Raw genomic sequence first — 21,900 nt, 5'->3', positions numbered from 1 at the left:
AGACATCATGACAACGAATCAACAAAATGCAGTTGTTTCGCAACCACAAACTGTCGTTGTGAAACTGGGTACAAGTGTGCTGACAGGCGGTACATTAGCGCTAGATCGTGCTCATATGGTTGAGCTGGCGCGTCAATGTGCAGAGCTTAAGAAACAAGGCCATTCAGTAGTAATAGTTTCGTCTGGTGCAATTGCAGCAGGCCGTGAGCATCTTGGATACCCCGCACTGCCCAACGAAATGGCGAGCAAACAGCTGCTTGCTGCAGTAGGGCAAAGCCGTTTGATTCAAACTTGGGAGTCTTTGTTTAGTATTTACGGTATTAAGATTGGGCAGATGTTATTGACGCGTGCTGATCTGGAAGATCGCGAACGTTTCCTGAATGCGCGCGATACCATCAATGCTCTGGTCGCAAATGATATTGTCCCGATAGTGAACGAGAACGATGCCGTAGCAACAAGTGAGATTAAAGTTGGCGACAACGACAACCTGTCTGCTTTAGTGGGGATTTTATGTGGTGCAGATAAATTAATGCTCCTCACTGACCAGAAAGGCCTGTTTACTGCGGATCCGCGTAAAGACCCGAATGCAGAGCTGATCAAAGAAGTTAAAACCATTGATGACACACTGCGTAAAATTGCAGGTGGCAGTGGTACAACGCTCGGCACTGGTGGTATGGCAACCAAGCTTCAAGCCGCAGACATTGCTCGTCGCGCAGGTATTGAAGTTATCATTGCTGCGGGTAGTGCAATCAACGTGATTGTGGACTCATTGAGTGAACATCCACAAGGGACGCGTTTCTTACCTTGCTCTGAAGCACTGGAAAACCGTAAGCGCTGGATCTTAGCTGGTCCAACAGCATCGGGCGATATCATTATCGATGATGGTGCTGTGAATGCCGTTGTGGGTACTGGCAGCAGTTTGTTAGCCAAAGGCGTGACGAAAGTAAGTGGTGATTTTGCTCGTGGTGAAGTTGTTCGTGTAACGAACTCCCACGGTAAATTAGTCGCGCGTGGTATTAGCGCCTACTCAAGTGACGATCTGGCAAAAATTTCTGGTAAGCACAGTAAAGATATCATCTTGATTTTGGGCCATGATTACGGTTCAGAAGTTATTCACCGAGATGATCTTGTCGTCATTCAGGAATAGAAATTAAGGAAAGCAAAGTGGATTTAACGAACATGGGTAAAGCTGCTAAAGATGCAGCTTTCGAATTGGCGACAGCGTCAACTTCACAAAAAAACCAAGCTCTGGCCATTATCGCTGATGAGCTGGAACAAAATTCAGCGGCTATTCTGGCGGCTAACGCAAAAGACATTGAACTCGGCCGCGAAGCAGGTCTGACTGATGCGTTATTAGATCGTCTTCTGCTCAATGAAGAGCGCCTGACAGGTATTGCGAATGATGTTCGTAACGTGATCAGCCTAAATGATCCTGTGGGCAGTGAAATTGATAGCAAAGTACTCGAGAACGGCATGTCATTGTCTCGCCGTCGTGTCCCTCTGGGTGTCGTCGGCGTGATATACGAAGCGCGTCCAAACGTGACCATTGATATCGCGGCACTGTGCCTGAAAACCGGTAATGCGAGCATTCTACGCGGTGGTAAAGAGACGTTCTTCTCTAATATGGAACTGGTTAAAGTTATTCAGTCTGCGCTGGAAAAAGCGAATCTTCCTGCGGCTTCAGTTCAATACATTGAAAAACCAGACCGAGAGCTTGTGTCACAGTTGCTAAAACTGGACGACTACGTGGATATGATCATTCCTCGTGGTGGTGCTGGCCTGCACAAAATGTGCAAAGAAAACAGCACAATTCCAGTCATCATTGGCGGTTTTGGTATCAGCCATATTTTTGTTGATGAATCAGCGGATCTTGTGAAATCGCTCAACGTCGTTGAAAACTCAAAAGTTCAGCGCCCGTCTGCATGTAACTCGCTGGATACTTTGTTGGTACATGAAAAGATTGCGGCTGAGTTTCTGCCAATGCTGGTGGAACGCATGAACGATAAAGTCACGTTTGTTGCTGAGCCAAAAGCAAAAGCACTGATGAGCGACGCAAAACAGATTCGCGATGCGGCCGAAGGCGATTTCGATACAGAATGGCTAAGCTACACGTTAGGTGTACAAGTCGTTGCTGATGTAAAAGACGCAATTAACCATATGCGTGTGCACAATGCCAGCCACTCTGATGCGATCATGACCAACAGTCTGGAAAACTCTGAATTGTTCATCAATTCGGTGGGTTCTGCAGCAGTATATGTGAATGCGGCTACACGCTTTACTGACGGTGCACAATTCGGCCTTGGAGCAGAAGTTGCCGTATCAACTCAGAAGCTGCACGCTCGTGGTCCTATGGGCTTAGAAGAGCTGACCAGCTACAAATGGGTAGGTAAAGCAAACTACTTAGCACGTAGCTAACATATTCAACACGATATTGAACGAAAAAGGGGCGAAATGCCCCTTTTTGTTTTCTCTCACTTACCAATTCCGCTACACTAGTTTGGCTTTTAAGAGCGCTTTGTTTGGAGGTGATATGCATTGTCCTTTTTGTTCCGAGAACGAAACAAAAGTTATAGATTCTCGCCTGGTTGCGGATGGTCACCAGGTACGTCGTCGTCGCCAGTGTCTAACGTGTAATGAACGTTTTACGACGTTTGAAACCGCGGAATTGGTCATGCCTAAGGTGATCAAATCGAATGGCAACCGTGAACCGTTTGATGAAGATAAAATGGTTGGCGGTATTCAGCGTGCGTTAGAAAAGCGCCCGGTAAGTGCTGATGCCATAGAACTCGCGATAAGTATGATTAAATCCCAGCTTCGCGCGACAGGTGAGCGTGAAGTGCCTAGCCAGATGATTGGTAATTTAGTGATGGACCAACTGAAAGAGTTGGATAAAGTCGCTTATATCCGCTTTGCTTCTGTTTATCGCAGTTTTGAAGATATCCGCGAATTTGGCGAAGAGATAGCCCGTCTGGAAGACTGAATAACACATGGCTCAATACACACCTCAGAGTGCATTTTCCCCTCAAGATTTTTCTATGATGTCGCGTGCGATCTCACTCGCACAGCGCGGCATCTATACGACTTCTCCTAACCCTAATGTTGGCTGCGTTATTGTTCGCGATGGACATATAGTGGGTGAAGGCTACCATCACCGCGCGGGAGAGCCACACGCCGAAGTTCATGCACTGCGAATGGCAGGGGATAAAGCAGAAGGCGCAATGGCATATGTTACTCTCGAACCCTGTTCCCATTATGGGCGCACTCCGCCTTGTGCCGAGGGGCTGATAAAAGCAAAAGTGGCGAGAGTCGTTTGTGCGATGCAAGACCCAAATCCCAAAGTAGCGGGTCGTGGTATTCAAATGCTGCGTGATGCTGGGATAGAAGTTCAGGTGGGCTTGCTGGAAAGCGATGCTATTGCGCTGAATCGAGGTTTCATCAAGTTTATGCAAACAGGCATGCCTTTCGTCCAGTTAAAAATGGCAGCTAGCCTAGACGGGCAAAGTGCACTCAGTAACGGTCAGAGCCAGTGGATCACCTCCCCACAAGCTCGTCAGGATGTTCAACGTTTCCGAGCCATCAGTGGCGGTATCCTGTCGACCAGTAAAACCGTGATTGATGACAATGCGTCATTGAATGTGCGCTGGGATGATTTGCCCCAAAGTGTACAGGTGCAGTATGCGCTTGAAGAGGTTCGCCAACCCGCTCGTATTATCTTGGATCGCCAATGCCAATTGTCGGATGAACTCAAATTGTTCAGCACAGACGGTGATCGCATCATTGTCAGCCAGACCGGGGATATACCGCCTAAACTGGATGAGACAGGTCGAGTCGATCTCGTCCCAACGCTGAAAGAAGTCGCGAGCGAGTATCAAATCCATCACTTATGGGTTGAGGCGGGTGCGACGCTCGCAAGCGCTCTAATTAAGGCTAATCTTGTAGATGAGCTGATCGTTTATCTTGCTCCAAAATTAATGGGTAGCGATGGTCGTGGCCTGATTGGTGCGCTTGGTTTAACTGAAATGGCTCAAGTCATCGATTTAAATATTACTGACGTACGTATGGTGGGCTGCGATATTCGCATCACCGCCAACATCGTGCGCAATGAAATCTAGAAAAGAAGCATTATGTTTACAGGAATTGTAGAAGCAGTAGGCAAACTTGCTGCAATTACGCCGAAAGGCGAAGACATCACGGTGACAGTCGAAACGGGTAATTTGGACATGTCCGACGTGAAGCTGGGTGACAGTATCGCTACCAATGGCGTTTGCCTGACTGTCATTGATTTCGGAAGCAATTATTACAGTGCGGATCTGTCGTTAGAGACACTGAAAATGACGGGTTTTGCACAATATCAAGTTGGTGACAAGGTTAATCTAGAGAAAGCCATGCTGCCAACCACACGTTTTGGTGGGCATATTGTATCTGGTCATGTTGATGGCGTGGGTGAAATTGTTGAACGTAATCAGGTAGGTCGTGCTATTGAGTTTTGGGTGGCAATGCCATCTGAGCTAAGCAAGTATGTCGCGGGCAAAGGCTCAATTACCGTTGATGGGATTAGTCTGACAGTGAATGACTTACGTAAGAATGCATTCAAGCTGACGATTGTGCCTCATACAAGTGAAGAAACCACCATTGATCAATTTCAGGTTGGCCGCAAAGTTAATCTGGAAGTGGATGTACTCGCTCGTTACATGGAGCGTTTGTTGCAAGGACAGCAAGAAGAGAAGCAAGAGTCCCGTATTACCATGGAATTCTTGCAGCAAAACGGTTTTGCTTAATAACGACAACATTCACAGAACCTTAGCTGGGCAATTGACTTACCGTATGCAAGGCACAAACTATGCGTGAGTGACTTGCCATCAGGTTTTAACACTTTGTTGCCACAAGAATAAATTATTTAGAATAACGGGAAACAGAATATGCCAATCAGTACACCAAAAGAAATTATTGATGATATTCGCGCGGGTAAAATGGTCATCTTGATGGATGACGAAGACCGTGAGAATGAAGGTGATTTGATCATGGCTGCCGAGCATATTACGCCGGAAGCGATCAACTTTATGGCTACTTATGGACGTGGCTTGATTTGTCTGACAATGACAAAAGAGCGTTGTGCAGATCTAGGCTTACCTCCAATGGTACAAGATAACAATGCGCAATATACCACGAACTTTACTGTTTCTATTGAAGCGGCTGAAGGTGTGACTACGGGTATTTCGGCCGCAGACCGAGCTCGCACTGTTCAGGCAGCAGTCGCGCCTAATGCGAAAGCGGCTGATTTGGTTCAACCGGGTCATATCTTCCCTCTGGCTGCTCAGGATGGTGGTGTATTAACACGTGCAGGACACACAGAAGCGGGTTGTGATTTAGCTCGTCTGGCAGGTCTTGAGCCAGCATCAGTTATTGTTGAGATCCTAAACGATGACGGCACTATGGCTCGTCGACCAGATCTTGAAATCTTTGGCGAAAAGCACGGTGTCAAACTGGGTACCATCGCTGACTTAATTGAATACCGTAACAACACTGAAACCACCATCGAGCGTGTTGCTGAGTGTAAGCTGCCGACAGAGTTTGGTGAGTTTAAGTTAGTGACTTACAAAGACACGATCGATAACCAGGTACACTACGCGATGTGTAAGGGTGACCTGCAAGAAAAAGCGCCGTTAGTTCGTGTACACCTGCAAGATGTCTTCACGGATTTGTTGCGCAGTGACCGCAATGCTGAGCGCAGCTGGACACTGGAGAAAGCGATGAAGCGCATTGGCGAAGAAGGTGGTGTTCTGGTTGTTCTTGGCCATGAGGACTCAAGCGAACTTCTGATCCATCGCGTGAAGATGTTTGAAGCGCAGGACAAAGGCGAAGCTCCTACGTTAGCGAAGAAACAGGGCACATCACGTCGAGTTGGTGTTGGCTCACAAATCTTAGCTGATCTAGGTGTTGGTGATATGCGCCTGCTATCGTCAACCAATAAAAAATACCATGCGTTAGGCGGTTTTGGCCTTAACGTAGTTGAATACGTTTGCGAGTAACAACTGAACGATAAGTTCCTGGTCTTGAACGAGCGGATACTGCTCATGACCAGGAACAGGCTACTCGCAGCCAATTTCCATTAGATATTGCTCACACAATTGTGCTAGAATCCGGCGATTCTCACTTGATGAACATATTTCACTTAAAAATAGAGTTAAAGGAAAGCTTATGAAAGTGATCGAGGGTGGCTTCCCAGCGCCAAATGCAAAAATTGCTATCGTTATTTCTCGTTTCAACAGTTTTATTAACGAAAGCCTACTATCTGGTGCGATCGATACACTAAAGCGTCACGGACAAGTAAGCGATGACAACATTACTGTTGTTCGTTGTCCAGGTGCCGTTGAACTACCTCTAGTCGCTCAACGTGTTGCTAAAACCGGCAAATTTGATGCTATTGTATCTCTAGGGTCAGTTATTCGCGGTGGAACGCCTCACTTTGACTATGTTTGTAGTGAAATGAATAAAGGTCTGGCACAAGTGTCGATGGAATTTAGCATTCCAGTGGCGTTTGGTGTTTTGACTGTTGATACTATCGATCAAGCGATTGAACGCGCGGGAACCAAGGCTGGTAATAAAGGTGCAGAGGCTGCACTAAGCGCACTTGAAATGATTAATGTACTATCTGAAATTGATTCCTAATGGGGGCCAGTGTGAAACCAGCCGCACGTCGTAATGCACGTCAATTCGCTCTACAAGCGATCTACTCATGGCAAATTACTAAAGAGAATGTTGCCAAGATTGAAGAACAGTTTTTGTCTGGTGACAAATACGATGAAGAAGAACTTCATGCATCAGAACCGGCTCTAGCAGCTCCAGAAACTGACGTAGAGTACTTTCGTGAACTACTAAGCGGTGTTGTACTTAGCCACACTGAATTAGACAGTAAGATTCGTCCATACGTATCACGTCCTATGCAGGACCTGGATATGATGGAACTTGCGCTTCTTCGCCTTGCTATGTATGAAATGACGCGTCGCGAAGATGTTCCTTACAAAGTCGTGATTAATGAAGCGATCGAGCTTGCAAAAGTTTTCGCAGCAGAAGACAGTCACAAATTTGTGAATGGGGTGCTAGATAAAGCAGCGCCTCACGTTCGTAAGAAATAATATTTCTTCATTAAAAAGGTCAGCACTTGCTGACCTTTTTTATGTCAAAAGCTTTTATATCAAAAGCTGTTTATTTAAAAAGATAGATGAATTATGCCTGGTGAATTTAACCTGATCGACAAGTACTTTGTTGGCCGCCAAAGCCAACGAAAAGATGTTTTCCTTGCGGCAGGGGATGATTGTGCGCTGGTCAAGGCTCCAGCTAATGTTCAGATTGCGATTAGCACTGACACCTTGGTTGCGGGGACGCATTTTCTTGCTGATGCGAATCCTGCTTGGGTCGCACATAAAGCACTCGCATCAAACATCAGTGATTTGGCTGCGATGGGGGCGACACCTGCATGGGTGAGTTTCGCGTTAACCATGCCGGAAGCTAATGAGGAGTGGTTAGCACCTTTCTGTGATGCTTTCTTTGAACTGGCGGATTATTTCGGTATTCAGCTCATCGGCGGGGATACGACGAAAGGCCCTCTGAGCTTAACTCTGACAGTACAAGGCTTTGTTCCGGAAGGGAAAGCCTTAATGCGCTCAGGGGCAAAAGTAGGGGACTGGGTTTATGTGACCGGTAATCTCGGCGATGCGAAAGCGGGACTGGATGTCATCTTAGATGAATCACTACGTAGTCGTGTTGGCGCAGATAGCCTGGAAAGAGCCCACTACTTAAGTACTCCCCGTGTTTTAGCTGGACAGGCGTTAGTGGGTTTGGCGTCTTCTGCTATCGATATCTCGGATGGTTTGATTTCTGATATCAAGCATATCCTCAAACGTTCACAAGTTGGAGTGAGCATCGATGTGTCCCAATTGCCAATATCTTCAGAACTGGTACAGTTTTTAGATGATAAGGTCAGTGCGCAGCAGTATGCTTTATCCAGCGGTGAAGAATATGAGTTGTGTTTTACCATACCAGAACAAAACCATGGCTCATTACAAAGTGCTTTATCTCATATCGGGTGTAAAGTGACATGCATTGGTCAGATTCGACCAAATGGTACGTTTGAGCTTCACGATAACAATCAATCTCTCGACTGGGACTTAAGCGGTTTCGACCACTTTAAGTAACTAAGAAAGACATCAAACTCGCAGTATAGGTTTAAGGATATGACCAATCCTCTTTCACTGATTTCATTAAAGAACCCATGGCATTTGTTAGCGACAGGGTTTGGCAGCGGTTTGTCACCTATTGTTCCGGGAACCATGGGAACGTTAGCCTCAGTACCTTTCTTTTTGTTGTTAGCTCAGCTGCCGTTCACCGCGTATGTTGTTGTGGTACTTATCTCGTGTGTGATTGGCGTGAAGATCTGTCAGGTGACTTCTGATGATATGGGCGTTCACGATCATGGCTCGATTGTGTGGGATGAATTTGCCGGTTTTTGGATTACGATGAGCATTGTGCCTGCGCTGAACATTCCATTGAGCGAATGGAAATGGCTGCTAGCGGGTTTCATCTTATTCCGCTTCTTCGATATGGTTAAGCCCTGGCCAATCGGCTGGCTGGATAAGCGGGTTCATGGTGGACTAGGCATCATGATCGATGACATCGTGGCAGGCATTATGGCGGGTATTGTACTGTTTTTAGTCGCTCACTATGCAGGCTGGATGAACTAGTAAGCTTTACACTCAATCAGTGCAAAATAGAAAAGGGATGCAATCATGCATCCCTTTTAGTATCAAAGGTTAACTTCAGTGAAGGTTACTTCGCCAGATAGTCATGAATGGATTGTTCAATCCCTTTTGCATCCAGACCAAGTTCTTCGTGCAGTTCTTCCTGAGTACCTTGGTGAATGAATTTATCAGGCAAGCCGAGGTTGAGCACTGGCTTGATGATTTTTTCTTTCATCATGAATTCAAGTACGCCCGCACCCGCACCGCCAGCGATGGCGTTCTCTTCAAGAGTGACAAGAACATCGTGCTCTTCAGCTAATTGACGAATCAAGGCTTCATCAAGTGGTTTAACAAAGCGCATGTCAGCTACAGTCGCATTCAGGCTTTCTGCTGCTTCTAGAGCGTTAGGCAGGAAGGTGCCGAAGCTCAGGATAGCGACTTTTTCGCCTTCACGAACTATTCGACCTTTACCAATTTGAAGCGCGGTAAACTCGCTTTCAATTTCAGTGCCCATGCCGTTGCCACGAGGGTAGCGAACCGCACTTGGACCCGTGTGCTTGTGACCAGTGTACAGCATTTGACGACATTCATTCTCGTCGCTTGGCGCCATGATCACCATGTTCGGAATGCAGCGCATAAAGCTTAAGTCAAACGCACCTTGGTGAGTCTGGCCATCAGCACCAACCAAACCTGCCCGGTCGATAGCGAACATCACTGGCAAATCCATAATCGCAATGTCATGGATGAGCTGATCATAACCGCGTTGTAAGAAGGTCGAGTAAATAGCAACGATTGGGTTATTGCCAGCAATAGCCATGCCTGTAGCGAGCGTTACAGCGTGCTGCTCTGCGATAGCGACATCAAAGTATTGCTCTGGGTACTCTTTCGAGAAACGAACCATACCTGAGCCTTCACGCATTGCAGGCGTAATAGCCATTAGCTTAGGATCTTGCGCGGCCATATCACACAGAAAGTCACCAAAGATCTTTGAGAACGTTGGCTTACCACCGCTGCTTTTTGGCAGGCAATCGTGTGACGGGTCAAACTTAGGTACACCGTGATAGCCGATGGGATCTTTCTCTGCGGGTTCATAACCTTTGCCTTTCTTGGTCATGATGTGCAGGAATTGAGGGCCTTTTAGCTCACGCATATTTTTAAGAGTCTGAACCAGCTCATTCACGTCGTGCCCGTCAATTGGACCGATGTAATTAAAGCCGAACTCTTCGAACAGTGTCCCCGGCACAACCATGCCTTTGAGATGCTCTTCAGTACGGCGAACTAACTCTTTGATTGGCGGAACACCAGAAAGTACTTTTTTGCCACCTTCACGAATAGACGTGTACAGACTACCAGACAGTAATTTGGCTAAGTGGTTGTTCAGTGCACCAACGTTTTCTGAAATCGACATTTCATTGTCGTTCAGAATCACCAGCATATCCGGATGAACATCACCAGCGTGGTTCATGGCTTCGAAAGCCATACCAGCGGTAATGGCTCCGTCACCAATTACGCTAACGACTTTACGTCCTTTGCCTTCTTTTTGTGCGCTGATGGCAATGCCAAGTCCAGCACTGATAGAAGTCGAAGAGTGACCCACTGACAGGGTGTCGTACTCGCTCTCAGAACGCCAAGGGAATGGATGAAGCCCACCCTTCTGGCGGATAGTCGGCATTTTGTCACGACGTCCGGTCAGGATTTTATGTGGGTAAGCCTGATGGCCAACATCCCAAATCAACTGATCTACGGGAGTGTTATAAACATAATGCAGGGCAACGGTGAGCTCCACTGTGCCTAAGCCAGACGCTAAGTGTCCGCTTGATTGGCTCACTGAATTTAGCAGATACGTTCGAAGCTCATCACACAGTGTTGGTAATGTTTCTTTAGGAAGAAGACGCAACTCTTCCGGTGTATTTGCTAACGCCAGTGTTGGGTACTTTGAAATATCAAGAGTCATATAAATGCGCGCTTATAGTGTTAATTTTTGCGCTCGATGACATATCGGGCGAACTCTTCTAGTAACTGAGTATTGTATGGGATAGCTTCCAATGCTTGAAGTGCTTCCTTTAACAGAGAGTGAGCTTTCTCGACGGCTCCCTCTAAACCCAGCAGGGATGGGTAAGTGCTTTTGTTAAGTTCTTGATCAGAACCCTGAGGCTTACCCAATGTTTCTGTGTCACTGATGATATCAAGAATATCGTCTTGAACCTGAAACGCCAAACCAATTGCTTTCGAATAGCGCTCTAAATGAGGTAAAACTTCGATACCTTTCTCACCAGCAGCCAGCGCGCCTAATTTGACAGCGCAGTCAATCAGGGCTCCGGTTTTTTTACGATGTATCTCTTCCATTTCTGCAAGAGATATTTGACGATTTTCTGCACCTAAATCCAGCGCTTGGCCTACACACATACCATTGGCTCCAGACGCTTGAGCCAAGGCTTTTATCATATTGATACGCTGTTTTTCTGCCTCTGGATTTAAAGCGCCATCGGCAAGAATGGTAAAAGCCAGAGTTTGCAGTGAATCACCAGTAAGTATCGCTGTCGCTTCATCAAACTTGATGTGACAAGTAGGCTGACCACGGCGCAGCTCATCATCATCCATCGCAGGCAGATCATCATGAATAAGCGAGTAAGCGTGAATACATTCAATCGCAGCAGCGGGTGTGTCCAGATCTTCTGGTTCACAACCAAGCATTTGACCTGTGATGTAGACAAGAAAAGGGCGAACGCGTTTTCCACCTAACAAAAGGCCATATTTCATTGCCTGAATCAACGGCTGCTCTTGATATGGGAGCTGTTCGAGCCACAAATTCAATTGCTGATTGTTTCTTTGTTGAAAAGACGTCAATGTCTGTTGCATCACATTGCTCACTACTGATTGTTATTCTGAATCTGGGGTGAAGTCACTGAGTGGTGCTTCATCATCTTCACTGAGAAGAATGCTTACGCGTTGTTCTGCGTCGCTTAGCTTTGTTTGGCCAGCACGAGCCAAGGCAATGCCTCGCTCAAATTTACGGAGGGCATCATCCAGGGCAAGATCGCCATTTTCTAATTGATCAACCAAGCTATCAAGCTCTTCAATGGTTGCTTCGAAGGTCATGTTTTCTGGTTTCTTAACCGCCATCTCTTCTCTGCCTTAATTAAGCCTTTCATGGAATGCACGAAAGTTACCTTAGCCTAGTAACTTGGTCAAATTTAACCTTACATAATTGTCACAAAATTGGCTCTAAATGTGTCTTGGCGGTGAAAGTGCTCATTTTACTAAAGGTTGCGGGTATTAATTTGTGATCGGCTAGCTAAGATTTTGCTAAAAGTTCTCTGCAGGTTGTCGATACAGTGAGTAATTCGCCTAAACAGGCAATCGTTAAATAGAGCGAGAGGAGTGCTTTGTGGATTTAGCAACCCTAGTAGGTTTGATCGGTGGTATGGCTTTCGTCGTGATGGCGATGGTGCTAGGTGGCAGCATCGGCATGTTCGTCGATGTCACCTCGATCCTTATCGTTGTCGGTGGCTCAATTTTTGTCGTGTTGATGAAGTTTACGATGGGACAGTTCTTCGGTGCGACAAAAATCGCGGGCAAAGCATTTATGTTTAAAGCGGACCAGCCGGAAGACTTGATCGCGAAAGTAGTAGAAATGGCAGATGCCGCACGTAAAGGTGGTTTTCTGGCATTAGAAGAGATGGAAATTAATAACAGCTTCATGCAAAAAGGTATCGACTTACTCGTGGATGGGCACGATGCTGATGTCGTCCGTTCAGCACTGCAAAAAGACATTGCACTGACGAGTGAACGACACTCCCAGGGGACAGGGGTTTTCCGCGCGTTTGGCGATGTTGCACCCGCGATGGGGATGATTGGCACCTTAGTTGGTTTGGTCGCGATGCTTTCTAATATGGATGACCCAAAATCCATCGGCCCGGCCATGGCGGTTGCGCTCTTAACTACACTTTATGGGGCGATTCTGTCGAACATGGTGTTTTTCCCAATCGCCGACAAGCTCTCCTTACGCCGAGATCAGGAAGCGCTTAACCGCCGTTTGATTATGGACGGGGTTCTTGCGATTCAGGACGGTCAGAATCCGAGAGTGATAGACAGTTTCCTGAAAAACTATCTCAATGAAGGCAAGCGTGCCCTTGAGATGGATGAGTAGTCGGGAGAGTTGAGATGGATGATGATGGAAACAACTGCAATTGTCCGCCGCCTGGCCTCCCATTGTGGATGGGTACTTTCGCTGACTTAATGTCATTGTTGATGTGTTTCTTTGTCCTGTTGCTCTCGTTCTCAGAGATGGATGTGCTCAAATTCAGACAGATCGCGGGCTCAATGAAATACGCCTTTGGTGTACAGAGTCAGCTTGAAGTAAAAGATATTCCGAAAGGCACCAGTATCATCGCACAGGAGTTCAGACCAGGTCGCCCTGAGCCAACGCCGATTGATGTGATTATGCAGCAGACCATGGACATCACACAGCAGACGCTGGAGTTTCACGAAGGTGAATCCGATCGTGCTGGTGGTACCAAGAGAGACCAAGGTAAATTGACCGGTGGTCAGTCACCGGAGACATCGGCTCACACCAGTCAGGCAACGCAATCTGACCTACAACAGCAGCAATCTCAACAGATGTCACAAGAGATGGACACCTTGATGGAGAGCATCAAGAAAGCGCTGGAGCGGGAAATTGAGCAAGGTGCCATTGACGTCGAAAATCTAGGCCAGCAGATTGTTATTCGTATGCGTGAGAAAGGCGCATTTCCGGAAGGGTCCGCATTTTTGCAGCCTAAATTCCGCCCATTAGTGCGGCAGATTGCAGAGCTTGTGAAAGATGTGCCGGGCATTGTACGCGTGTCGGGACATACCGATAACCAGGTGCTGGACTCAGAATTGTATCGATCAAACTGGGATCTCTCTTCTCAGCGAGCGGTGTCCGTCGCGCAAGAGATGGAGAAGGTCAGAGGGTTTTCTCATCAGCGTTTGCGAGTTAGGGGAATGGCCGATACTGAGCCGTTGGGGCCTAACGATTCAGATAATAATCGTGCTCTGAATCGCCGTATCGAAATCAGCATTATGCAGGGTGAGCCGCTCTACAGTGATGAGGTGCCTGTGATTCAATAACGGAGAGCAATAACAGCGAGTTTTGAATGATCATGAGCGATAAAAAGTGATCGAGAGCTCGCTTTTTTTGTCTTTCTAATCGGCTTGGGTGTATAATCTTGCGCCTTTGAAGTGAGCTCAGACAATCTTTTGTGACCAGAACGCGGTTTTACTGCGTATGAAGCATTGAGGTTGAGCATCACTCTTTGTTGATTGCGAAACTAACCTGCGAATTAGACTATGAAATTTATTGTAAAGCCCCATCCAGAAATTTTTGTAAAAAGTGAATCGGTGCGTAAGCGCTTCACAAAGATTTTAGAGTGTAACATTCGTAACATCGTTAAGAGCCGTACGGAATCCGTTGCGGTATTTAACCGTCGTGATCACATAGAAGTGACCTCTGAGAGCGACAAATATTACGCTGAAGTGTTAGAAATCCTGACGCACACCCCTGGTATTCACCACGTGCTTGAAGTGAAGCAGTCTGGGTTTAAAGACTTGCACGACATCTATGAGCAAGTGCTGGAACTCAACGGTCCACTGATTGAAAACAAAACCTTCGTGGTACGAGCCAAGCGTCGAGGTAAGCATGACTTTACCTCGATCGAGCTTGAACGCTATGTAGGCGGTGGTCTGAATCAGGCAGTAGAAAGCGCAAGTGTGAAACTGCAAAACCCAGATGTGACAGTAAAAGTCGAAGTTTCGGATGACAAGCTAAACCAGATTCTGGCGCGTCACAAAGGTCTGGGCGGTTTCCCTCTGGGTACCCAAGAAGATCTGCTTAGCCTGATCTCTGGTGGTTTTGACTCTGGTGTATCAAGCTACCTGCATATTAAGCGTGGTTCAAAAGTACATTACTGCTTCTTTAACTTAGGTGGTCCTGCGCACGAAATCGGTGTTAAACAGGTTTCTTACTACCTATGGAATAAATACGGTTCTTCAGCAAAAGTACGCTTTATCTCGGTCGATTTTGAACCTGTCGTGGCAGAAATCCTTGAGAAAGTGGATGACGGCCAGATGGGTGTAATCCTGAAACGTATGTTTATGCGTGCAGCAGGTATGGTCGCTGAGAAGTTCAAGATTGAAGCTTTGGTTACTGGTGAGGCTCTGGGTCAGGTTTCCAGCCAGACGCTAACAAACCTTCGTCATATCGATAATGTGACAGATACACTTATCCTCCGTCCACTGATTAACTGGGACAAAGAAGATATCATCAATCTTGCACGTGAAATCGGTACGGAAGACTTCGCTAAAACCATGCCTGAATACTGTGGTGTTATTTCTAAGAAGCCAACAGTAAAAGCAGTGAAAGCGAAGCTAGAAGCGGAAGAACAGAAGTTCGATTTCGGCATTCTGGAAAATGTCGTGAGAGAAGCACGCGTCATGGATATTCGTGATATCGCGAAAGAGTCCGAGAAAGCAGCGCCTGAAGTTGAGCAAGTTCAAGCCGTCGAAGAACATGCGATCGTTCTTGATATCCGCAGTCCTGAAGAGGAAGACGATAAGCCGCTAGAAATTGATGGTGTTGATGTAAAACACATTCCTTTCTACAAGCTTGGCACTCAGTTCGGTGACTTAGACCAATCTAAAACTTACCTACTGTACTGTGACCGTGGTGTCATGAGCCGTCTGCAAGCACTTTACCTGCAAGAGCAAGGCTTTAACAACGTTAAGGTTTACCGCCCTTAATTATCTGGTGAATCAACCATAGAGAAGCGCAAACTGAGCGATCAGTTTGCGCTTTTTTTATATCTCGATTCGCCGACATTTGTTCAAATTGGCTGGCTATATTGGAGAATCTCCCAGTCTTTTTGGCTTGCGTTGATATAACGATAATTAATCCGAAATGCGCCAGAGTAGTGAGACCGATTCCATAAGTAAGTTTGAGTTGATTGTAGGACATATGAATATGAATTTATGTCTCTCGCTCTCGTGTTGCTTGAAATCAGAGTGTGCTTTTGTCGAGAAATTCTGGTTTTGTGTTGTTATATATTCAAAGGTTGGAATATGAAATGGTGGCAAAAATCACTGTAATTGAATCTTGATATGGAGTGTTATTTTGCTAGGATTGTTTTCGGTAGATAAAAAAACACCGCCCAAAAAAGGCGGTGTAAGAAATTTGACAGACAGGTCAAAAATAAATACAGGAAGTATTTGTTTTGCCTCAGGGATTGTAGACAAAACATCACGGTAGAAATCTACCTAACTCGAAAAACGAGTTTGCAAACACAACATCGCAACAACGAAGCCAATTGATTTCTAAAGGAAATCAAGCCGTTCAGGCTCGTGTTGCGGGGTGAAATATAGAATTTATCTGGCTGTTCGACAATGGACATTTTATAATGTTTCAGATAAAAAAAACTAATCCTATTTGAGGTCCCCTATGTCTCGCAGATTGCCTCCTTTAAATTCTCTTCGAGTATTTGAAGCTGCAGCACGTCACCTTAGTTTTACTCGCGCAGCGGAAGAACTGTTTGTTACTCAAGCCGCAGTCAGTCACCAGATCAAAGCGCTGGAAGAGTTTTTATCGCTTAAGTTGTTCCGTCGTCGCAACCGCTCTTTGTTATTGACCGAAGAAGGGCAAAGTTACTTTTTAGACATTAAAGACATCTTTACTTCAATTGCGGAAGCAACTGATAAGGTATTGGAACGTAGTGAAAAAGGTGCATTGACCATCAGCTTGCCGCCCAGTTTTGCGATACAGTGGCTAGTCCCACGTCTGGCTGACTTTAATGCTCAGGAGCCAGATATTGATGTGCGAATTAAAGCTGTGGATATGGAAGAGGGCTCTCTGACTGATGATGTGGATGTCGCTATCTATTATGGCCGCGGCAATTGGCCGGGTTTGCGTGCAGACAAATTGTATCAAGAGTTTTTGATCCCACTTTGCTCCCCTTCGCTACTTTTAGGGAGTAAGCCGCTGGAGTCCCTAAACGACCTCAGATTACACACTTTGTTACATGATACTTCTCGTAAAGACTGGAAGCAGTTTACTCGTCACTACAACATCGAAGGTATTAATGTGAATCATGGTCCGATATTCAGCCACTCGACGATGGTTCTGCAGGCGGCAGTGCACGGGCAAGGCGTGGCATTAGGTAATAACGTGTTAGCTCAGCCTGAAATGGAAGCAGGACGCCTTATCGCGCCATTTGATGAGGTATTGATCTCTAAAAATGCGTTTTACGTTGTGTGTCATGAGCAGCAAGCGGATATGGGACGCATCGCGACATTCAGAGACTGGATGCTGGCAACGGCAAGAAAAGAACAAGAGGAAGTATTAGATGAGCCAGTGGATAGTTGAGGGGCCTGAGAACGGTCCATTGTTTATTTTTGCACACGGTGCAGGGGCAGGCATGGAGCATGACTTCATGTCTGCCGTCGCTAAAGGGTTGGTTGATAAGGGGACTCGAGTGGTGCGTTTTAATTTCCCTTATATGATGAAACGTGGCGAAGATGGTAAAAAGCGTCCGCCAGATCGTGCGCCTAAATTGCTTGAAGCTTATAGCGAAGTAATCACTCACTTTACTGATAAACCGATTGTTATTGGTGGTAAATCAATGGGTGGCCGGATGTCGAGTTTGTTAGCCGATAACGAGCTGGTGGCGGGAATCGCCTGTTTAGGCTATCCGTTTCACCCACCCGGTAAGCCAGAAAAATACAAAGGTGAACATCTGGCAACGCTTGAGAAACCAACGCTGATTCTTCAAGGCGAGCGGGATACCTTTGGAAAGCGAGAAGAGTTTGAAAACTTCACTTTATCGGATCAGGTTACGGTGACTTTTATTCCAGATGGCGACCATAGTTTTCAACCACGCAAGCGCTCTGGTTACACGGAAGCGGAAAACATTGCACTGGCTGTTGAACACTTAGCTGGCTTTATTGAGGAGATTAATAGTGAAAAGTAAGTGGTTACTCTCTTTTACGGGATTGTCCGGTCTGGTTTCTGTGGCGTTGGGAGCGTTTGCTGCTCATGGTTTAAAAGCGAAGTTAGCGCCGTATCTCCTTGATGTATTTGAAACCGGAGTTTTGTACCAGTTCATCCATACTTTAGCGATCGCATTTTGTGCAATTCTACTGGTGATGAATTTGGGACAAAAAGCACAAAAGTATTTTTTCATCGCTGCGATTTGCTTTATCATCGGCATCTTTTGTTTTAGTGGCAGTCTATACGCGCTGGCGCTGACGGGTATTAAGTGGTTTGGACCAATCACTCCTATGGGAGGGTTGATGTTCATGATCGGTTGGTGTCTGTTCTTTTTTGCTGCGTTTAATATCAAAGAGGTCTCCAAGTGAAACAACTAATGCTCTATTGCCGTTCAGGCTTTGAGAAAGAGTGTGCTGGTGAAATTCAGGACAAAGCGACACAGTTGGAAGTGTATGGCTTCCCGCGAGTGAAGAAAAACTCAGGTTATGTTGTCTTCGAGTGTTACCAGGATGGAGACGCAGACAAACTGGTTAAAGGTCTGGACTTCAGCTCGTTGATCTTTGCACGCCAAATGTTTGCTGTTGCGGCTGAGTGTGAATCTTTGCCAAGCGAAGATCGTATCAGTCCAATTCTTGAGGCGTTGTCTGAAGTCGAAGACTTCCCTCGTTGTGGTGATCTGCGTATTGAAACGCCAGATACGAATGAAGCAAAAGAGTTACTCAAGTTTTGCCGTAAATTTACCGTGCCAATGCGTCAGGCTCTGCGTGGTAAAGGCCTGATGTGGGATAAAGACAACGCGAAGAAGCCAGTACTGCATATCTGTTTTGTCGCACCGGGTCATTGTTACGTGGGTTACTCATTCCCGGGTAATAACTCGCAGTTCTTCATGGGGATCCCTCGTCTGAAGTTCCCGGCAGATGCTCCAAGCCGTTCAACACTGAAACTTGAAGAAGCGTTTCACGTATTTATTCCACGTGAAGAGTGGGACGAGCGTCTTGCGCCTGGCATGTGGGGTGTCGATCTGGGGGCGTGTCCGGGTGGCTGGACTTACCAACTGGTGAAGCGCTCGATGTTCGTTCACTGTGTAGATAACGGCATGATGGCAGACAGCCTGATGGAAACTGGCCAGATCAAGCACCATATGGTGGATGGCTTCAAGTTTGAACCAGACCGTAAGAATGTCACCTGGATTGTGTGTGACATGGTCGAGAAACCAGCGCGTGTTGCACACCTGATGGGACAGTGGCTTCTTAAAGGTTGGGCGAAAGAGGCCATCTTTAACTTAAAACTGCCGATGAAAGGTCGTTACGACGAGGTTTTGCAAGATCTTGAGAACTTAAAAACCTTCCTGATTGAGAACAAAGTGAAGTTTAAGCTGCAAGCGAAGCACCTTTACCACGACCGTGAAGAGATCACGATTCACATTCAGTGTCTGTCAAACATCTCTCCGCACTAATCTTCTAGGATCAAAAAGCGCCTTTTGAACTGGCCATGCAGCTTTCTTATCGAGCAGCATGGCCATGCCACCTCGTCATTCTGAACAGCGAGGCACGAGCGTGATTCAGAATCTACTCTCCGAGCGCTTTGTCGCTAAGGTCGTTCCTAATACTTCACCGCATGCTGATATTAGATTCCTAGTCTCGCTAAGGCTCGCTGGAATGACGGTGATGAGTGTACAGTGAACACTTTCAATCTATAGAATCCTATTCTCTTCGAATAGGTACTTTTTGTTACATGATGTTTGTTACTCCACTTTATTTGGCCCAGTAAAGCGAATGTCTTGTAGGTTGAAACCAAGCTCGATATCGCATTTAAGGGCGGCGACTTGCTTACATAAACGAGCTGATTCGATATGTTCGTCCAGCTTTTTACGATACTTAGGTGCGAGTTCATCGCTGACGTAAGCGGCTTCAATATCTTCAAATTGGGTAAGGATCTCTTTCGCTGCTTTAGGACCAATGCCCGGTACACCAGGCACCTGACTGGAGCTGATACCTGCCAGTCCCCAGTAATCAGCCAGCTGATTCGGCTTAACCCCAAACTCTTTGTCAATAAAGGGCTCATCCAGCCAGCGATGCTGGAAGTAGTCACGAATTTGCAGCGTAGGTGAGAGCAGTTGGCAGTACCCTTTGTCGGTCGAAACTATGGTGACCTTTTCGCCGTGACCAGCGACTTTGGTGGCCAGTGTTGCGACCAGATCATCGGCCTCATCACCTTCCGACAGTAATGAATCAATACCCTGTTCCCACCAGGCTTGCTGAATCGCATCGAGACCTTGCATCAATGGCTCTGGCATAGGTTTACGATTCTGTTTGTAGTCGGGAAGTATTTTCGCTCGCCAACCTCGGTCTTGTTCATGATGATCAAATACCGCAATGATATGGGTTGGTTGAGACTCTGACAGGATGCGAGTCAGGGTTCTTTGTGTGGTGGTGATGGTTCTTGCTATGTCGCTAGGATCCGGCTGAGCGGAGTGCACTCGACGGATTAGGTTTAGGGCATCAATAATAACAAGATGAATAGACATAATGACTTAGCAATAAAAAGGGGCGTAATGCCCCTAGTGTAACGAATGCTAGCCTGACTATCGACCATCATTTTCAGGATGAGCGATTCGGTAACAAGGTTCATACGCGGAACCATCAGGGAGTTTCATTCGGTGCTGCTCAACAAAGTCCTGAAGCACTTTATCGAGCTTTTTCATCAAAACTGGATCGCCATGAATGGTGAATGGGCCTCTGCATTCGATTTCGCGGATGCCCTCAGCCTTAACATTGCCGGCGACGATGCCAGAGAATGCCTGACGTAAGTTGGCTGCCAACACTTGGGGCTCCTGACCAAAGTGCAGATCCAGTTGTTCCATCGAATCGTGGTTGGGTGTAAATGGCAGCTGAAATTGAGGATCGATTTTGAGTGACCAGTTAAAGCTGTATGCATCGCCTTTTTCTTTACGGTGCGTACGAACATCATCCATCGAGCGTTTCATTATCCGGGCTACTTCTGCCGGGTTATCAATCACGATCTGATAATGTTTTCGACCCTCTTCGCCGAGTGTATCGCGAATAAATTCGTCGATAGACTGGAAATAGGCCTCACTCTCTTTTGGACCCGTCAAAACAATCGGCATCGGCTGATCCGCATTTTCTGGGTGCATCATAATGCCCAGAACATAAAGCAGCTCCTCGGCGGTACCCGGGCCACCCGGGAATATCACAATGCCATGCGCCATACGGACAAATGCTTCCAGACGTTTTTCTATGTCTGGCATGATAACCAACTCATTTACGATAGGGTTTGGCGGCTCAGCAGCGATGATTGATGGCTCTGTTAGGCCAAGGTAACGTTGCTCAGTATATCGCTGTTTTGCATGGCCAATTGCCGCTCCTTTCATCGGGCCTTCCATTGCTCCGGGACCGCAACCAGTGCAAATGTTAAGCTCGCGCAAACCGAGTTCGTTACCAACTTCTCTGGTATATTGATATTCGGTCGCATTAATAGAGTGACCACCCCAGCAAACCACCAGATTGGGGGTGATACCCGGCGTTAGTGCGCCAGCGTTACGCAATATGCCAAAAACCAGATTGGTAATATGAGTAGGATTGGTCAGATTCAGACGCTGGCTATCGGCCAGATGCATGTTCACATACACGATATCGCGTAGCACTGAAAATAGGTGTTCTTGTATCCCCTTAATGATTTCTCCGTCGACAAAGGCATGTTCTGGCGGATCAGTCAGTTCTAATTTGATGCCGCGCTCACGGCGAAGCACATCCACATCGAACGATTGGTAGCGGTCTAACAGCTCTTTTGAATTGTCCGTGTGGCTGCCAGAGTTTAAGACCGCTAACGTACAGTTACGATAAAGCTGGTAAAGGTCGCTCGAAGCGGTTTTCTTTAAACGCTCAACTTCCAGTTGTGATAGCAACTCCATGCTACCAGCGGGGCTTATATGGGTAATCATAACGCCTCCTTGTTGTGGTTATTATGAGGGAAAGTACTACATCACCTTTTGGTTTATACGTGTTGTTTGAGGTAGGTGACTGGTAGGTTGGATAATAGAAGCTTAGCAGACTACAAAAGGATAAATGTGATAACTTGTTGAAAATTGGTGAATATAAGCAGGATAAAAGGATGAAACCTGTT

At 46.5% G+C, this 21,900-nt stretch carries 22 protein-coding genes; 17 read left to right on the top strand and 5 right to left on the bottom strand.

The window, feature by feature from the left end:
* Positions 1 to 7 precede the first annotated feature (7 nt).
* From proB to pgpA, 10 genes are all read left to right on the top strand, one after another.
* Complete coding sequence (gene proB / locus ACWYU8_RS19380; RefSeq protein ID WP_457521397.1) at positions 8 to 1,147, top strand: glutamate 5-kinase; 1,140 nt, start codon at positions 8 to 10, stop codon at positions 1,145 to 1,147.
* A 17-nt stretch (positions 1,148 to 1,164) separates the two neighbouring features.
* Positions 1,165 to 2,415, top strand: a complete 1,251-nt coding sequence (locus ACWYU8_RS19375) for a glutamate-5-semialdehyde dehydrogenase (RefSeq protein ID WP_457521396.1) — start codon at positions 1,165 to 1,167, stop codon at positions 2,413 to 2,415.
* Positions 2,416 to 2,530: 115 nt separating this feature from the next.
* Positions 2,531 to 2,980, top strand: coding sequence for a transcriptional regulator NrdR (nrdR, locus tag ACWYU8_RS19370; protein ID WP_444494049.1), 450 nt, complete (start codon positions 2,531 to 2,533; stop codon positions 2,978 to 2,980).
* Positions 2,981 to 2,987: 7 nt separating this feature from the next.
* Complete coding sequence (gene ribD / locus ACWYU8_RS19365) at positions 2,988 to 4,112, top strand: bifunctional diaminohydroxyphosphoribosylaminopyrimidine deaminase/5-amino-6-(5-phosphoribosylamino)uracil reductase RibD (protein WP_457521395.1); 1,125 nt, start codon at positions 2,988 to 2,990, stop codon at positions 4,110 to 4,112.
* A 12-nt stretch (positions 4,113 to 4,124) separates the two neighbouring features.
* Positions 4,125 to 4,778 carry a riboflavin synthase gene (locus tag ACWYU8_RS19360; protein ID WP_457521394.1) on the top strand — a complete coding sequence of 218 codons (654 nt, stop codon included), beginning with the start codon at positions 4,125 to 4,127 and terminating at the stop codon, positions 4,776 to 4,778.
* 141 nt (positions 4,779 to 4,919) lie between these two features.
* Positions 4,920 to 6,029 carry a bifunctional 3,4-dihydroxy-2-butanone-4-phosphate synthase/GTP cyclohydrolase II gene (gene ribBA, locus ACWYU8_RS19355; RefSeq protein ID WP_457521393.1) on the top strand — a complete coding sequence of 370 codons (1,110 nt, stop codon included), beginning with the start codon at positions 4,920 to 4,922 and terminating at the stop codon, positions 6,027 to 6,029.
* 169 nt (positions 6,030 to 6,198) lie between these two features.
* Positions 6,199 to 6,669 carry a 6,7-dimethyl-8-ribityllumazine synthase gene (gene ribH / locus ACWYU8_RS19350; RefSeq protein ID WP_319536350.1) on the top strand — a complete coding sequence of 157 codons (471 nt, stop codon included), beginning with the start codon at positions 6,199 to 6,201 and terminating at the stop codon, positions 6,667 to 6,669.
* Positions 6,669 to 7,136, top strand: coding sequence for a transcription antitermination factor NusB (gene nusB, locus ACWYU8_RS19345; RefSeq protein WP_182010430.1), 468 nt, complete (start codon positions 6,669 to 6,671; stop codon positions 7,134 to 7,136). The genes ribH and nusB overlap by 1 nt, the downstream gene beginning before the upstream one ends.
* Positions 7,137 to 7,229: 93 nt before the next feature.
* The gene (thiL, locus tag ACWYU8_RS19340) at positions 7,230 to 8,195 is read left to right on the top strand and encodes a thiamine-phosphate kinase (protein WP_457521392.1); all 966 of its coding nucleotides are present in this window, start codon (positions 7,230 to 7,232) and stop codon (positions 8,193 to 8,195) included.
* 39 nt (positions 8,196 to 8,234) lie between these two features.
* A complete protein-coding gene (pgpA, locus tag ACWYU8_RS19335) occupies positions 8,235 to 8,741 on the top strand; it encodes a phosphatidylglycerophosphatase A (protein ID WP_457521391.1) in 507 nt (168 codons plus the stop codon).
* An 85-nt stretch (positions 8,742 to 8,826) separates the two neighbouring features.
* Here pgpA and dxs read toward each other — a convergent pair whose 3' ends face one another.
* The 3 genes from dxs to xseB are packed head-to-tail and all read right to left on the bottom strand — an operon-like array spanning position 8,827 to position 11,861.
* Positions 8,827 to 10,692: a 1-deoxy-D-xylulose-5-phosphate synthase gene (gene dxs / locus ACWYU8_RS19330; RefSeq protein ID WP_457521390.1), complete on the bottom strand. Its 1,866-nt coding sequence runs from the start codon at positions 10,690 to 10,692 to the stop codon at positions 8,827 to 8,829.
* A gap of 20 nt (positions 10,693 to 10,712) precedes the next feature.
* Positions 10,713 to 11,597, bottom strand: a complete 885-nt coding sequence (gene ispA / locus ACWYU8_RS19325) for a (2E,6E)-farnesyl diphosphate synthase (protein ID WP_457521389.1) — start codon at positions 11,595 to 11,597, stop codon at positions 10,713 to 10,715.
* 21 nt (positions 11,598 to 11,618) lie between these two features.
* Positions 11,619 to 11,861 carry an exodeoxyribonuclease VII small subunit gene (gene xseB / locus ACWYU8_RS19320; protein WP_182010435.1) on the bottom strand — a complete coding sequence of 81 codons (243 nt, stop codon included), beginning with the start codon at positions 11,859 to 11,861 and terminating at the stop codon, positions 11,619 to 11,621.
* Positions 11,862 to 12,126: 265 nt separating this feature from the next.
* Between xseB and pomA the strand changes: the two genes are divergently transcribed.
* The 7 genes from pomA to rlmM all read left to right on the top strand — a co-directional run bounded on the left by pomA (position 12,127) and on the right by rlmM (position 19,213).
* Positions 12,127 to 12,888, top strand: a complete 762-nt coding sequence (gene pomA / locus ACWYU8_RS19315; protein WP_457521388.1) for a flagellar motor protein PomA — start codon at positions 12,127 to 12,129, stop codon at positions 12,886 to 12,888.
* A gap of 14 nt (positions 12,889 to 12,902) precedes the next feature.
* Complete coding sequence (locus ACWYU8_RS19310) at positions 12,903 to 13,850, top strand: flagellar motor protein MotB (protein WP_457521387.1); 948 nt, start codon at positions 12,903 to 12,905, stop codon at positions 13,848 to 13,850.
* A gap of 219 nt (positions 13,851 to 14,069) precedes the next feature.
* A complete protein-coding gene (thiI, locus tag ACWYU8_RS19305) occupies positions 14,070 to 15,518 on the top strand; it encodes a tRNA uracil 4-sulfurtransferase ThiI (protein ID WP_457521386.1) in 1,449 nt (482 codons plus the stop codon).
* Between the two features lie 694 nt (positions 15,519 to 16,212).
* On the top strand, positions 16,213 to 17,133 hold the full coding sequence (locus tag ACWYU8_RS19300) for a transcriptional regulator GcvA (RefSeq protein WP_444494061.1): 921 nt from the start codon (positions 16,213 to 16,215) through the stop codon (positions 17,131 to 17,133).
* On the top strand, positions 17,114 to 17,737 hold the full coding sequence (locus ACWYU8_RS19295) for an alpha/beta family hydrolase (RefSeq protein ID WP_457521385.1): 624 nt from the start codon (positions 17,114 to 17,116) through the stop codon (positions 17,735 to 17,737). The genes ACWYU8_RS19300 and ACWYU8_RS19295 overlap by 20 nt, the downstream gene beginning before the upstream one ends.
* A complete protein-coding gene (locus tag ACWYU8_RS19290) occupies positions 17,727 to 18,125 on the top strand; it encodes a DUF423 domain-containing protein (protein WP_457521384.1) in 399 nt (132 codons plus the stop codon). Before ACWYU8_RS19295 ends, ACWYU8_RS19290 begins: the two co-directional genes overlap by 11 nt.
* Positions 18,122 to 19,213 (top strand): 23S rRNA (cytidine(2498)-2'-O)-methyltransferase RlmM, encoded by a 1,092-nt coding sequence (rlmM, locus tag ACWYU8_RS19285; RefSeq protein WP_457521383.1) that lies wholly within the window; start codon positions 18,122 to 18,124, stop codon positions 19,211 to 19,213. Before ACWYU8_RS19290 ends, rlmM begins: the two co-directional genes overlap by 4 nt.
* Positions 19,214 to 19,501: 288 nt before the next feature.
* On the opposite strand, the gene xni is transcribed toward rlmM, so the two are convergent.
* Together xni and ppnN are read right to left on the bottom strand one after the other, a co-directional pair.
* Positions 19,502 to 20,284: a flap endonuclease Xni gene (xni, locus tag ACWYU8_RS19280; RefSeq protein ID WP_457521382.1), complete on the bottom strand. Its 783-nt coding sequence runs from the start codon at positions 20,282 to 20,284 to the stop codon at positions 19,502 to 19,504.
* Positions 20,285 to 20,341: 57 nt separating this feature from the next.
* The gene (gene ppnN, locus ACWYU8_RS19275; protein WP_457521381.1) at positions 20,342 to 21,718 is read right to left on the bottom strand and encodes a nucleotide 5'-monophosphate nucleosidase PpnN; all 1,377 of its coding nucleotides are present in this window, start codon (positions 21,716 to 21,718) and stop codon (positions 20,342 to 20,344) included.
* Positions 21,719 to 21,900 lie beyond the last annotated feature (182 nt).

This window comes from Vibrio limimangrovi, from assembly GCF_054064025.1.
The sequence above is the reverse complement of the archived record's forward strand: the minus strand, read 5'-3'. Positions and strand labels throughout refer to the sequence as shown.

Coding starts and splice junctions, on each gene's coding strand:
- ACWYU8_RS19295 (WP_457521385.1), top strand. CDS start 17,114: ATGAGCCAGTGGATAGTTGAGGGGCCTGAGAACGGTCCATTGTTTATT.
- xseB (WP_182010435.1), bottom strand. CDS start 11,861: ATGGCGGTTAAGAAACCAGAAAACATGACCTTCGAAGCAACCATTGAA.
- pgpA (WP_457521391.1), top strand. CDS start 8,235: ATGACCAATCCTCTTTCACTGATTTCATTAAAGAACCCATGGCATTTG.
- xni (WP_457521382.1), bottom strand. CDS start 20,284: ATGTCTATTCATCTTGTTATTATTGATGCCCTAAACCTAATCCGTCGA.
- ribBA (WP_457521393.1), top strand. CDS start 4,920: ATGCCAATCAGTACACCAAAAGAAATTATTGATGATATTCGCGCGGGT.
- proB (WP_457521397.1), top strand. CDS start 8: ATGACAACGAATCAACAAAATGCAGTTGTTTCGCAACCACAAACTGTC.
- ACWYU8_RS19310 (WP_457521387.1), top strand. CDS start 12,903: ATGGATGATGATGGAAACAACTGCAATTGTCCGCCGCCTGGCCTCCCA.
- dxs (WP_457521390.1), bottom strand. CDS start 10,692: ATGACTCTTGATATTTCAAAGTACCCAACACTGGCGTTAGCAAATACA.
- thiL (WP_457521392.1), top strand. CDS start 7,230: ATGCCTGGTGAATTTAACCTGATCGACAAGTACTTTGTTGGCCGCCAA.
- ribD (WP_457521395.1), top strand. CDS start 2,988: ATGGCTCAATACACACCTCAGAGTGCATTTTCCCCTCAAGATTTTTCT.
- ppnN (WP_457521381.1), bottom strand. CDS start 21,718: ATGATTACCCATATAAGCCCCGCTGGTAGCATGGAGTTGCTATCACAA.
- ribH (WP_319536350.1), top strand. CDS start 6,199: ATGAAAGTGATCGAGGGTGGCTTCCCAGCGCCAAATGCAAAAATTGCT.
- ispA (WP_457521389.1), bottom strand. CDS start 11,597: ATGCAACAGACATTGACGTCTTTTCAACAAAGAAACAATCAGCAATTG.
- nrdR (WP_444494049.1), top strand. CDS start 2,531: ATGCATTGTCCTTTTTGTTCCGAGAACGAAACAAAAGTTATAGATTCT.
- nusB (WP_182010430.1), top strand. CDS start 6,669: ATGGGGGCCAGTGTGAAACCAGCCGCACGTCGTAATGCACGTCAATTC.
- thiI (WP_457521386.1), top strand. CDS start 14,070: ATGAAATTTATTGTAAAGCCCCATCCAGAAATTTTTGTAAAAAGTGAA.
- ACWYU8_RS19300 (WP_444494061.1), top strand. CDS start 16,213: ATGTCTCGCAGATTGCCTCCTTTAAATTCTCTTCGAGTATTTGAAGCT.
- ACWYU8_RS19360 (WP_457521394.1), top strand. CDS start 4,125: ATGTTTACAGGAATTGTAGAAGCAGTAGGCAAACTTGCTGCAATTACG.